General features: G+C 54.3%; 11 protein-coding genes. All 11 read right to left on the bottom strand.

Features of this window, described 5'->3' with window-relative positions; translation table 11 throughout:
- Window positions 1-16: 16 nt before the first annotated feature.
- The 11 genes from ACTS9Y_RS09150 to ACTS9Y_RS09100 all read right to left on the bottom strand — a co-directional run bounded on the left by ACTS9Y_RS09150 (window position 17) and on the right by ACTS9Y_RS09100 (window position 12,126).
- On the bottom strand, window positions 17-517 hold the full coding sequence (locus ACTS9Y_RS09150) for a hypothetical protein (RefSeq protein WP_442585630.1): 501 nt from the start codon (window positions 515-517) through the stop codon (window positions 17-19).
- The gene (locus ACTS9Y_RS09145; protein ID WP_442585629.1) at window positions 514-1,065 is read right to left on the bottom strand and encodes a hypothetical protein; all 552 of its coding nucleotides are present in this window, start codon (window positions 1,063-1,065) and stop codon (window positions 514-516) included. Before ACTS9Y_RS09145 ends, ACTS9Y_RS09150 begins: the two co-directional genes overlap by 4 nt.
- Complete coding sequence (locus tag ACTS9Y_RS09140; RefSeq protein ID WP_442585628.1) at window positions 1,053-1,574, bottom strand: hypothetical protein; 522 nt, start codon at window positions 1,572-1,574, stop codon at window positions 1,053-1,055. Before ACTS9Y_RS09140 ends, ACTS9Y_RS09145 begins: the two co-directional genes overlap by 13 nt.
- Window positions 1,574-2,476, bottom strand: coding sequence for a hypothetical protein (locus ACTS9Y_RS09135; RefSeq protein WP_442585627.1), 903 nt, complete (start codon window positions 2,474-2,476; stop codon window positions 1,574-1,576). Before ACTS9Y_RS09135 ends, ACTS9Y_RS09140 begins: the two co-directional genes overlap by 1 nt.
- A complete protein-coding gene (locus ACTS9Y_RS09130; protein WP_442585626.1) occupies window positions 2,457-4,157 on the bottom strand; it encodes a GspE/PulE family protein in 1,701 nt (566 codons plus the stop codon). Before ACTS9Y_RS09130 ends, ACTS9Y_RS09135 begins: the two co-directional genes overlap by 20 nt.
- 127 nt (window positions 4,158-4,284) lie before the next feature.
- Window positions 4,285-5,478, bottom strand: coding sequence for a type II secretion system F family protein (locus ACTS9Y_RS09125; protein WP_442585625.1), 1,194 nt, complete (start codon window positions 5,476-5,478; stop codon window positions 4,285-4,287).
- Window positions 5,479-5,521: 43 nt separating this feature from the next.
- On the bottom strand, window positions 5,522-5,953 hold the full coding sequence (gene gspG, locus ACTS9Y_RS09120) for a type II secretion system major pseudopilin GspG (protein WP_442585624.1): 432 nt from the start codon (window positions 5,951-5,953) through the stop codon (window positions 5,522-5,524).
- 21 nt (window positions 5,954-5,974) lie between these two features.
- Window positions 5,975-7,321 carry a TolC family outer membrane protein gene (locus ACTS9Y_RS09115; protein ID WP_442585623.1) on the bottom strand — a complete coding sequence of 449 codons (1,347 nt, stop codon included), beginning with the start codon at window positions 7,319-7,321 and terminating at the stop codon, window positions 5,975-5,977.
- Window positions 7,321-8,685: an HlyD family type I secretion periplasmic adaptor subunit gene (locus ACTS9Y_RS09110; RefSeq protein WP_442585622.1), complete on the bottom strand. Its 1,365-nt coding sequence runs from the start codon at window positions 8,683-8,685 to the stop codon at window positions 7,321-7,323. Before ACTS9Y_RS09110 ends, ACTS9Y_RS09115 begins: the two co-directional genes overlap by 1 nt.
- A gap of 10 nt (window positions 8,686-8,695) precedes the next feature.
- Entirely contained in the window at window positions 8,696-10,405 is a 1,710-nt protein-coding gene (locus ACTS9Y_RS09105) for a type I secretion system permease/ATPase (RefSeq protein WP_442585621.1), read from the bottom strand.
- A complete protein-coding gene (locus ACTS9Y_RS09100; protein WP_442585620.1) occupies window positions 10,402-12,126 on the bottom strand; it encodes a type I secretion system permease/ATPase in 1,725 nt (574 codons plus the stop codon). The genes ACTS9Y_RS09105 and ACTS9Y_RS09100 overlap by 4 nt, the downstream gene beginning before the upstream one ends.
- Window positions 12,127-12,142: the final 16 nt, after the last annotated feature.

Genomic DNA, 12,142 nt, shown 5'->3' with positions numbered 1-12,142 from the left:
TTGATTATTTGCTGATTCAAAACACCACCCCGTTATCCACCTTATTATCCAGCCTGATCTCAAAGCGCTCAGCCGCATGTTGCAAAATGACTTTTTGCTGATCGAGCACCGCCACCTTCCATCCCTCGGCAAAGCGGTCGCCTTCACGCAATACATATTGTTGCTGTCCATCCGTCAAAAACACCGTCCAGCGCCCGTCTTCCTGCAGGCGGCCAGCATAGGTATAGGGGCTCATCGGCACAGACACCGCCGCCGCTGTTGTGTCTACGGCAGGCATAACCATCGCACTGAATAAATTCACCCCGGCCTCCTCCTCGGCAACGACCACGGCAGCTTCAGTGACTGCCTGGTTTTCAGCTTTCAGCATCGGCATGATTTGTGCCACAGGCACGCGCCGTTGTACGCGGGGAGAAGCAATGGTGACTCCGGTATCCGACGGTTGCTCCGCTTGGTCAACCCACCAGCAGGCCAACAACGTCAGCCCCAGTGCGCACAACATGATCCAGCGCAGTATCATGTTGGCTCCCGTTTGCGCGTATACAGACTGAATTCGACATAGGCTTCAACAGCCGTTTGCATGACATCGCTACGTTGCAATTTGAACTGGCTCACAGCCAGGCTGGGGTAGGCCTGCAATACCCGGTTTAAAAATTGCCGCACTTGCAGGTAATCGCCTTTCAGCGGCAGTTTGATACGTTGTATTTGCAAAGTGGCATGTTCGATGGGGATAGATTGGAATTCAGCGCGCTCGAAAATCATGCCCAAGGCATCAGCCTGCGCCAGTATTTCACCACTGATGCGGTCCGCCTCTTCTTCTGACGGCCATTGCTGTAGCGAATGTGCCGCAGTAGAAAGAACAGGCTTTACAGGTGCGATGGCTAAGGTAGAAGGCGCAGGTAGTTGCTGTATAGCCTGTTGCAATTGATGCCGGGTAAAAAAAGCATGGCTCAACAGTGCCGCCAGTATCAGCGCGGCCATGAGCAAAACCGTCACCCAGCGGTGCCCCAATGGCCCTTGTTGCCAGCGAAACAACAGACGCTGCATGGCATGATTCAATACAGCCATCCTGCCTCCAGCTGCAAAGTCGTCATCATTAATCCGTTCACGTCGGTGGATTCACTGGCATTTAATTTGACGTCTGCCAGCGCGGATTGCCGCTTTAAACGCGCCACCAGCGCCCAGCCCTGCTGGCGATGTGGTGCCAGCACCGTCATGCGGATATGTTTCCGTTTGGCATCTGGCGCCAGTTGCATCCAGTAAAGTTGCGGCTGCTGTACTTTTTCCAGCGTATTCAGCAAAGCGATCCACGGCGTTTGAATCTGTGCTTGTGCTTCAGCTATTTCTGTAGTGATCGCCTGATTGCTGGCTAGCGACAGGGTTGTCTGCTTATTTACAACTGGGGAAATCGCTACTTGCCGTGCCTCTAACTGCTTTTGCAAAGCTGCATTGTCCTCTGCCAACTGGCTATAAACAGCAATCAATGCACCCGAAATCAGCAGCAACACCAGTCCTGAGACCAGCGTACCCGGCCCCGGTACCTGACCGCGTGCATGGTTTAATTTTAACCTTCGCATCAGGCCAGCCTCCTGCGCAGTTGCTGGTGAAAAGCTTCACCCAGCCAGTGCCCTGGCTGGACATCGACCAGTGCAAATGGCGCCAAAGATGTCGCCGTCACACCACTCCATTGTGCCTGTGGCAAATACACCGGCAACGCCGCCCAGTCAGGATGCATGACCTGCTCGCGCAACAAGTACTGGCTCAGGCTCTCCCGCCATTGTGTATCGACAGGCACATAGCGGACTTGCTGCCACTCACCCCCTACCAGGCAGCCTATGGTCAAGCTGTCAGACTCACGGCTGACGATCCAGCCTGCATGCGCTAGCTTTTGCTGACGCATGCTGTGCAGCGCCTGATTCACAGACAACATCCAGGCCGGGGCAATCATGCCCGGCGTTAAACGCGCTTCTACAAATAACGCATGCAGTTGCTCTGCGAGACCGGGCGGCACGGCATTGACCAGCGTATTCTGTCCATAGCCGCTAGCCTGCGCAGCAATGTCCCAACCCTGCATCTCAAACCCAAATGATTGTTGCAGGCCATGGCTGTAATACGCCTGCTTTTCGGCGACGCTACGAACCTCGACTTGCCAGGGCAAGATCAGCCAGCGCGTATATTGATCGGAAAGCACAATCACCACATGCCAGCGCTGCTGTTTGAACGCGGCAAGTGCATCGCGTAATGTTTGCCATAATGCTTCGGGCGGCAGCGCATCCTGCGGTTGCCCTGGCAGGGGATATTGTTGATGGCTCAATAATGCACGTGGCCCGCCCGGCCACCACTGGCGTTCAAAGGTGAATACTTCCAATGCGTCGCAAGTGATGACGATCCTTAACTCAGGCGCACTCAGTGCCTGCCACCAGCGGCGGCTATCAGCGACATGGCAATCTATGCCGGGATCAGGATAATGCTGTAACACGATTGATCTCCTGCAAGGTAGTTTCACCGGCCTGCACCAAGGCCATGCCCGCTTCACGCATGGAGCGGGTGCCGGATTTGGCTGCCAGCGCCTTAATCTGGCTGATAGGTGCTTTGGCTACTATCAACTCGCGCATGCCATCATCAAACAACAGTAATTCGGCAATGCCTTTGCGGCCCTTGTAACCGGTGCCATGGCATTGACCACAGCCCTGGCCTTTTTTAAACTGGAAGTGAGCGCTAGCACTGGCATCCAGGCCGGACTTTGACAGAAGCTCAGGATCCGGTTGATCATCCACTTTGCAAAACGGGCAGATCACACGGATCAGGCGCTGCGCCAGAATGACGTTCACCGCGGATACAAAGCTATAGGCATCTACCCCCATATTGGTAAAACGGCCTATCACATCGAATACATTGTTGGCATGCACGGTGGTTAATACCAAATGGCCGGTCAACGCCGACTGCACGGCAATTTGTGCGGTTTCGCCATCACGGATCTCACCGACCATGATCTTGTCCGGGTCGTGCCGCAAAATCGAGCGCAGGCCGCGCGCAAAGGTGAGGCCTTTTTTCTCATTGACGGGGATTTGCAATACACCGGGTAATTGGTATTCGACCGGGTCTTCAATGGTGACTATCTTGTCCTGGCCGGTATTGATCTCGGAGATCATGCCATACAAGGTCGTTGTTTTGCCGCTGCCGGTCGGGCCGGTCACTAGGAACATGCCATACGGCGCCTCGGCCTGGGTGCGGATCTGCGTGAGCATGGCCGGGGCAAACCCTAATACTTCCAGGCTGATGCCTTGTGCCTCGCTGAGCGCCTTGCGGTCCAATACCCGCAGCACGGCATCTTCACCGATCACGCTCGGCATTATGGATACCCGGAGATCGATTTCGCGGCCCAGCGCATGCACTTTGCAACGCCCGTCCTGCGGGATACGGCGCTCGGCGATATCGAGTTCCGACATGACCTTGATCCGGGAGATTGCCTGCTCTGCCTGCATGACGCCACTCAGGCCACCAACTTCGTTGAGCACGCCATCAATGCGGTATTTGACGCGCAGGCCATGCACGGTGGATTCCAGGTGGATATCACTCGCGCCGGCTTTCAGCGCGTCGTACAAAGTAGAACGGACAAACCGCACCACCGGGCTGCTATCCTCGCTGATGGATTTGAGTGACAGCTGCTCGACAGGTACCTGGTCATCACTGGCGGATCCGTCTTCAGTGTGCATCTGGTCCAGCGCACGCATCTGCGATTCGTGGAACTGCAAGCAGGTGGCAATATCGTTGCGGTGCGCCAGGCACCATTGCACTGGCAAGCGCACGCTGTTCTGCAAGCGTAATTGCAGGCCATGATCAAACGGGTCTGCAATCACCAGCCGCGTCTGGCCTTGCTCGTTTTGCATCAATACTGCCTGCAAGGCCGTCGCTTCATTAAAGCTCACGCGGTCGAACAGGGGCTGCATGGCATTCAGATCCAATGCGCTCAATGGTGGATAATGCATGAGGCGGGCCAGGGCGAGCACAAACGCATCTGGCGATAAGGCAGATAATTCTTCCAGCACTTCAATCACAGGGCGCCCGGTCTGTGCTGCCAGGCTTTTGGCTTCAGCCAGCAAGTCTGCTGTCAGCGCGTGCTCTTCTGTGCCGGCCATTGGCAAATCCTGCATATTCATTCAATGGCTCCTTTGCTTTGCATAGCCATCACTTGATAGCGCTTTTGGTTTTGGGGTGCCATCATTCGATGGTTTTTTTTGCTTTGGGCAGCCATCATTCAATGGTACTTTTTGTTTTGAGGTGCCATCATTCGATGGCTCCTGCCAACTCAAAAATTGGCATATACATCAACACCACTACCAGCCCGACAATCAGCCCGATCAACACCATCAGCGCCGGTTCCAGCAGTTTGCTCAACCACTCGACACGCCGCGCCGTATCTTCGTCATAAAAAATACCGATCCGCCCCAACATGTCATCCATTTGCCCTGTGCGCTCACCCACGCGCAACATACGATTGGCGATCGAGGTGGTCAGGCCGTGCGCTTCCATCGAGGCAGAGAGTTGTTTGCCTTCGCGCACTTCAGCAATCACTTTTTGCAGCACCTGTTGTAATTCTTGCGGCAGCAGAGATTGCACCATGCCGAGTGCGGTGAGCAAGGGAATTCCTCCCTGCAACAACATCCCTAAAGTGCGGTAAAACCGCGCCAGCTGGTAAATGCGCAATGCCTCACCCAGGCTAGGGATGCTCCACACGCGTTGCATGACCCAGATTTTGCTGGCCGGGCGCGAAAAAATCAGCCATAGCAACAGGCTGATGCCTACGGTGCCCAACAACACTAATTCACCATGGCCTTGTAGCAATTGCCCCCAGCGCAATAACATGCGGCTGGCCCAGGGCAGGTTATCGCCGCCACTTTCATAAATCGTGCTGAAGCGTGGCACCACATACCCGAGCAGGAACAATACGACCATGCCGCCAACGACAATCAGCAACACCGGGTAGATGGAAGCAGAAATGATTTTTTTGCGGATGGCCTCCACTTGCGCTTGGTAGGCCACATGCCGCCGCAAGGCTTGCGCCATATCACCGGTGCGCTCGCTGGCGCGTATCAATGCGACATATAAGGCACTGAACACTTCCGGTTGCATCGCCAGCGCCTGTGACAATGGCAGGCCTTCATATAAAGAAGTACTGAGACGTGTCAACACATAGCGTGACTGGTCGTGCTGCTCTTTTTCGGCCAGGCCTTCAATCGCTTCAATCAGGCTGAGCCCGGATTCCAGCAATGCCAGCAACTCCTGGCTAAATAAGCTCAGATTAAAACGTTGCTTGTTGAACGGCCATTTCGGCAGCCAGCCTGCGGCATCCGCCTGGCGGATCTGCAAGATGCCATAGCCTTGTGCCTGTGCCTGCTGACGCGCAGATTGCTGGTCTGCCGCCTCCAGCGACAGCCAACTCACCTGTGTGCCTTGCATGACTTTTAGCTCAAATTTCATGCATGCCTGCTTTCTTGACTGGCATGGTTAACAATGACTGTTATCACCAGTTACCAACATCACTATCCGCATCCTGCCCGCCCGCGACGCCATCGCTGCCCAGACTCCACACATCATAATCACCATGCTCACCGGGATAACGATATTGATATTGCCTGCCCCAGGGGTCAGCCGGCACGCCTTTTGCAAGATAGGGCCCCTGCCATTTAGGCTCGTTATCAGGGTTACGATTGAGTGCGGCCAGGCCTTGCTCGCTAGTTGGGTAATGCCCGACATCCAGGCGATAAGTATCCAGTGCGCGTGACAACGCTTCGATCTGTGCCTTGGCGGTTTTGGTTTCTGATTTGCCGATCTGGGCAAAGTATTTGGGGCCGACATAGCCTGCCAGCAAACCGATGATCACCATCACCACCAGCAATTCCAGCAAGGTAAAACCTGATTGTTTAATTGTTTTCAAGACACTGATTTTCTTCAAGATATAGCCCCTTCATAAAGCTTATTTTTTTGCTATAAATAACTGGCTGACACGACTTAATGCGTCCAGCGTCAGCAGCCCACTGCTGAACTGCAGATTTACCCAGTCGCTGATGAGGCTGTAGTAGGCTTTGGTCAGCGACAGTTGATTGGTAAATAACTTCTGTTGTGCATCCAGCACCTCATGGTTAGTTTTAAAACCAGCCTGAAACCCTTTTTGTGTACCGTCCAATGCCACTTTGGCGGATTGCACCGCCTGCTGGTAAGCCGTGATGGATTGCTGCTGTGCGATCAGGTTTTGGTAATATTTTCGCACATTGAATTCGATCTCGCGCGACTTGGCGGTCATGGTTTCTTCACTGGCGGTGAGGCGGCTGGCGCTCTGGCGCACATTGGCGTTCACATAGCCTCCGGCAAACAAAGGCACGTTCATCTGCAAGGCAATGGTCGAGGTATCAAAGCGTGAACCCAGCGTATTGTTACTGTCATTCTGGCTATAAGAACGCACACCGACCAGGTCCAGCGTCGGATAATGCCCGGCCTGTTTTTTTTCTACATCCTTCCTGGCGACATCGATATCCAGCGTCGCCGCCATCAGTTCCGGATGATGTTGCCGCGCAGTGTCTATCCAGCGTTCCACACTATACTCGCTAGCCGAGAGGGTATTTAAGCTACCCACCATCAACTCGGCCGACAGTGCATGCGTATTGCCTGTCAAAATCTGCATACTTTGCTGGTTAGAGAGTAAATCGTTCGCCGCCTGGATCTTCTCAACTTTGGCAATATCCAGGTTAGATTGCGCTTCATTCACCTCCACCACCGTGCCACTACCACGGTTATAACGTTGCTCCGCCTGCCGCAATTGCTGGTTGACGGCTTCCAGCTTGTTGGTCTGCAAATTCACCCGCTCCTGCGCATATAGGGTTTCCAGATACACCGACACCAGCTTGAGGATCAGCTTGGCGTTCTCCTGTTCCAGCAATGATTCCTGCGCGGTGACATAAGACTTGGCGCCGCCATAAATGGCAAAGGTTTCCTTATTGTATAAAGGCTGGCGGACGGTCAGGCTGTAGTTTTCAAGCTCATAATTGATGTCCGAATTTATAGAGCCGATACTGGTCTGCGTGGTGCGATCTGTATTACCGCGCCCTTTCATCAGCCCGAGTTGTACCTTGGGGTAGAACAGCGCTTTGGCCTTGGTCAGCTCTTCACGTTCGGCTTCGGTATTGGCGAGTGCCGCGCGAAAATCCGCATTATGGATAACCGCTAACTGGTATAAACCATTGAGGTCATCTTGCGCCTGTGCAGGCATAAGACACAGCAACAGAGCAAAAACAGGCAATCCTTTAATCGCGGGACACAAACGCATCACTCTTCCTTCATCGAAGCAGCCAGACGCTTGCTCAGGGGATGCATCCAGTAATCCCATAGCGTACGCTCGCCGGTTTTGATGACCACCTGTACCGGCATGCCGGGTTGCAACTGACGGCCTTGCAAAGCTTTGGTGCCTTTTTCCGTCAACACTATCCTGGCCAGGTAGTAGCTTTGGCTGCCTTCAGCAGTTGCTGCAGGCTTGCTCAGCAAATCTTTTGAAAGCGATTTCAACTGGCCTTCCGCCAGCAGTTGCGGGCTATTGGCAAAAGTAGAGAAGCGTACATCGGCGGCCTGGCCAGTATGTATCTTGTCGATCAGATGCGGCGGGATCTGCGCATCGACGATCAGCGCTTCACCAGAAGGCACGATATCCATCAGCTTCTGGCCGGGCTGGATGATTGCGCCCAGGGTATGCACCTGCAAACCGACCACCTGTCCGGAGGCAGGTGAGCGAATCTCGGTACGGCCCAATTCGTCCCGCAGCGCCAGCACCTTTTGCGCATCGGCTTCTACCTGCAATTTGACCTGTGCCATTTCGGCATCCATCTCTTTGCGCTCGAGCTGGTTGCGCTGATTGATTTGCTGTTGCAATTCCATGATCGCGCGTTGGGCACGGATGATATTCGCCTGCGTATTAGCGCGTTCACCGTGCAGGGCCGCCACGCGCTGTTCAAGGTCATTCTGCTGGTTACGCGGGGCGTACCCTTCAGCCGTCAGGCCGCGCACGCCCTGCAACTGGTCTTCGAGCAGCACCAGTTGTGACTCGTGGCTGGAGAGCATGCCCTGGTATCCCTGCACCATGGCCTGGTAGCCGGCGATGGATTCACGCTTACCGGCAATATCAGCCGCCAACGCTGCTGTTCTGGCTGCCAGTAGTTGTGTCTGGTTACGCATTTGCTGCTGTATCAGAGGGTCATTCTGCTGTTTCAGCAAATCCGGATGAAAATCAATCACGCTGTGATGTAACTGCTCGGCACGCAAACGGTCTTCCTGCGCCCGCAAACCGGCATAGCGCTGGCGTACTTCTTCATAGCGCGCTTTGCTGGCCATATCATCCAGCTTGAACAGCACATCGCCGGCTTTGACTTCTTTGCCTTCGTGCACCAGCAAGGCACTGACGATGCCGCCAGATAAATGCTGCACCACTTTGTGGTTGCTCTCTACACTGATCTGCCCTTCGGTCGGCACGCCTTCATCAAGCGGCGCATACGCGGCCCAGACGACAAAACCAAGCAGGCCGGCCAGCAGAATAAACGCGCCTTTTCTGGTGTGGCCTGTGTTCTGCGCATAGCTTTCAATGGCATGCACATTGCCTGGAGCAGGATTATTAATAGCTGAAAGCTCTGGATTTAACTGCATAGAAGTAAGCTCATGTGGATTCTGCAGGCATGCTGGTAGCAGACTGCAATTGATTCAGGTAGGCGATACCAGCATCTCGCGGGCCGTGGTGTACCACTTCGCCGCGCTTGAGGATCAGTAAATCATCGGTGACTTTCAGCACGCCTGAGCGATGCGTCACCACCACAATCGTGGTGTGTAATCCTTTTAGCGCTTGCAGCAACTCCATCAGCCGCGCCTCGCCAAACTCATCCAGGCTGGCATTCGGTTCATCCAGCACCAGTAATGGCGGCTCTTTATAAATGGCACGCGCCAACCCCAGCAACTGGCGCTGACCACCAGACAATGGCAGGCCTTGTTCATCCAGCCGGGTATCGTAGCCATGCGGCAAACGTAAAATAGCTTCGTGCAAACCCACGCGCTGGCAAGCCTGGATAATAGGCTGGCTTTCCAGTGTGCCGAACCTGGCCACATTTTCGGCGATCGTGCCTTCCAGCAATGACACCTGCTGTGGCAAGTAACCCACGTGAGTGAGCAAAGTGCGTGCATTACTGGCTTGAATGGCCGACTGGTTGATCTGATAGGTGCCTGCATGTGGCGAAATCACACCTACCAGCAAACGGGCCAAGGTACTTTTGCCGGAACCTGATGGCCCCATGATGCACAGCAATCTGCCGGGGGAAATACCCAGGTTCAGGGCATTCAGGATACGGCGCGACTGGAGCTCTACAGTCACAGCTTCCAGTTTTAAATGGTAAGGGCGCTGTAACGGCTGTATAACAGTCGACGCTTGCAAGTACGTTTGGCGGCTATTCAGGATCAACTGCAAATCACTAGCTGCTGCATTGGCTTGCAACCACTGGCGCCAGCTATGCACAATCACATCAAACGGTTGCAGGGCGCGGGCGATCAGTACATTCGACGCGATCATGGAACCGACACTGATCTGCCCCTTGATGGTCAACCAGGCGGCAATCGCCAGCATCAGAGATTGCATGGTGTAACGCACCCATTTATTCACAAACTGGCTGCGGTCACTGGCGGCCAGCCACACGCTTTCGGCTTGTGACTGCTCGGCCAGCAAGTCCTGCCAGCGTAGTCTTAGCGTGTGCGACATGCCCAGCACATGGCTGGTCTGCAAATGACGGATCTTTTGCTGAATAAAGTTTTCGGTTAATTGCTTGGTGTGTTGCGCCTGTTGTGCCGGCGCAGCAATGACCTTCTGGTTCCACAATGCAACCACGCATTGCACCAGGCAAAACGCGATGGCCGTCATCCCCAGCACAGGGTGCAGCACAAATAACACGGTGATATACACCAAGCTCCAGGGCATATCCAGCATGGCGAACAAGCCTTGCCCGGTCATAAACTGCCTGACGGTGGTGAGTTGCTGTAACGACTGCACCGGTGACTGACGCTGCGTAGTGCGTGTATCAAAAATAGCCGAAAAGATTTGCTTGCCGTAAGTAAGGTCAAACTGCACGCCGGTTTTGATCGCGTATAAATTGCGCAGCCAGTCCGCGCCTGCCATCAGCAACAACAAGCCAGCCGTCAGCGCGGTGACCGCCACCAGCGTCAGGGTGTTCCTGCTTTGCATGACCCGGTCATACAATTGCAGCATATAGAGGGTGGGCACCAGCATCAGCACATTGGTCAACAGGCTTAGCCATGCCATCTGGATAAATTGCCGCCGGAATGGCTTGATCAACACCCAAAGTGAAGGCTGGTAGGCTGGCTTCATGGCTGTGCGACTTTCACTGCTTTAGGTTTCGCTGTTTTTGCCTGTAATGCTTCAGACGTTGCTGCCTCTGCCTGAAAGCTCGCCAGCACATCATTCGGTTTGCCATAGCGGATCATCTGCCCCTGGCACATCACCAGCATAAAGTCAGCGATATTCAGGATATGCTGCAAATGGCTAATGATAATAAAGGTGGTGCCCTGCTGTTTCAGGCGCGCAATCGCATGCTGAAAAATGCGCTCGGCAGCGGTGTCGAGATTGGCGTTAGGCTCATCGAGCACCACAATGCGCGGCTTACCATACAGCGCGCGGGCTAAGCCCAGCAATTGCCGTTCACCGCCAGACAAAGGCACGCCAGATTGACCGATCAGGGTATTCAACCCTTGCGGCAGCTGGTTAAGCCAGTCGGACAAACCCAACAGATCAACCACTTCAGATAATGCCTGCGGGTCCGGGCTTTTAAAGCGGCAGATGTTATCAATGACACGGCCATCAAACAGATCCACTTCCTGCGCCAGGTATCCCACATAAGGCCCCAGTCTGTTTTTATCCCAGCCATGCACATCAACGCCGTCGTAACGCACGCGGCCGCTGGTTGGTGCCACCAGGCCCACGAGTAATTTTGCCAGTGTGGTTTTGCCAGATGCCGAAGCTCCGGCTACTACCAGCACATGCCCGGCAGGTAAGCTAAACTGCACCTGGCGGATAAACACATCCGCTTGCGCCTTGCCCGCTTGTGGTTGCGCATAAGCCAGTTGGTCTACAGATACTGCGCCCGTAGGCGGAGGCAACACCAGGCCCTCTCCTTTTTGCGCTGCGCCAGCGAACAGGCTTTCTATACGCTGAAAGGCCGTCCACGCCTGTTCGTAGGTTTTCCAGTTGCCCACACATTGCACCAGTGGTGCCAGTACCCTGGCTGCCAGAATAGAAGCGACGATCATCATCGCGCCGCCATTAAATAACTCGCCCGCAATAAACAGGTAACAAGCCAGGCCCAGAATCAGGCTGGTCTGCATGGTCTGCAACCAGCGCGAGGCCGCCGCGTTTTTACCCGCCAACTCGGAAGCCTGAGCCTGTTGCCATAAAAATCCATGCTGGCTTTGCAACCAGCGTTGCTCCACCGGGGCCATCATTTGCATGGCCTGCATCACATCCGAATGGCGGCTGATGCTGGCAAAATAACGGTGCGATTCCATTGCATGCTGGTTCGCCTGTTTCATCATGGGCGCCACACGGGCCTGGTTTTGTACGGTTAACACCAGCTGGATAAACAAGCCTAACAGCGTCAGCACACCTAGCGCCGGATGGATCAGGAACACTGCCACCAGGAAAATCAGGCAGAAAGGGGCATCCATCAAACCTAGCAAGGCAGAAGAATGCAACGTACTTTTGAGGGTAGAAAAATCAGAAAACACTTGCTGCGCAGGAAACTCCGGCATGGATAATTTGGCGGTAAACACACGCTCAAATAAACGTTGTTGCAGTGATTTCTCAAAATGGTGAGAGGCAGCTTGTAGAAGGCGCCGGCGTTGCCACTCGAGCGCTTCCATCACCAGGTACGCAAATGCAGCCATTAAGGTCAGCATCAATAATGTAGAGACATTACGGCTGTTAATGACACGGTCATACACCTCCAGCATATACCAGGAGGGCACTAAAATCAGCAGGTTGGTCACGACGCCAAACAGCCACACTTTGCGCCAGATGGGCCAAAGTTCAGACATGACTTGTTTAATGGTT

Source organism: Methylophilus sp., assembly GCF_052173275.1.
Lineage (GTDB): Bacteria > Pseudomonadota > Gammaproteobacteria > Burkholderiales > Methylophilaceae > Methylophilus.
The sequence above is the reverse complement of the archived record's forward strand: the minus strand, read 5'-3'. Positions and strand labels throughout refer to the sequence as shown.

Excerpts from the sequence above, each read along its gene's own strand:
- ACTS9Y_RS09140 (WP_442585628.1), bottom strand. The coding sequence starts at position 1,574 with ATGCGAAGGTTAAAATTAAACCATGCACGCGGTCAGGTACCGGGGCCG.
- ACTS9Y_RS09150 (WP_442585630.1), bottom strand. The coding sequence starts at position 517 with ATGATACTGCGCTGGATCATGTTGTGCGCACTGGGGCTGACGTTGTTG.
- ACTS9Y_RS09125 (WP_442585625.1), bottom strand. The coding sequence starts at position 5,478 with ATGAAATTTGAGCTAAAAGTCATGCAAGGCACACAGGTGAGTTGGCTG.
- ACTS9Y_RS09100 (WP_442585620.1), bottom strand. The coding sequence starts at position 12,126 with ATGTCTGAACTTTGGCCCATCTGGCGCAAAGTGTGGCTGTTTGGCGTC.
- ACTS9Y_RS09115 (WP_442585623.1), bottom strand. The coding sequence starts at position 7,321 with ATGCGTTTGTGTCCCGCGATTAAAGGATTGCCTGTTTTTGCTCTGTTG.
- ACTS9Y_RS09130 (WP_442585626.1), bottom strand. The coding sequence starts at position 4,157 with ATGAATATGCAGGATTTGCCAATGGCCGGCACAGAAGAGCACGCGCTG.
- ACTS9Y_RS09105 (WP_442585621.1), bottom strand. The coding sequence starts at position 10,405 with ATGAAGCCAGCCTACCAGCCTTCACTTTGGGTGTTGATCAAGCCATTC.
- ACTS9Y_RS09110 (WP_442585622.1), bottom strand. The coding sequence starts at position 8,685 with ATGCAGTTAAATCCAGAGCTTTCAGCTATTAATAATCCTGCTCCAGGC.
- ACTS9Y_RS09145 (WP_442585629.1), bottom strand. The coding sequence starts at position 1,065 with ATGGCTGTATTGAATCATGCCATGCAGCGTCTGTTGTTTCGCTGGCAA.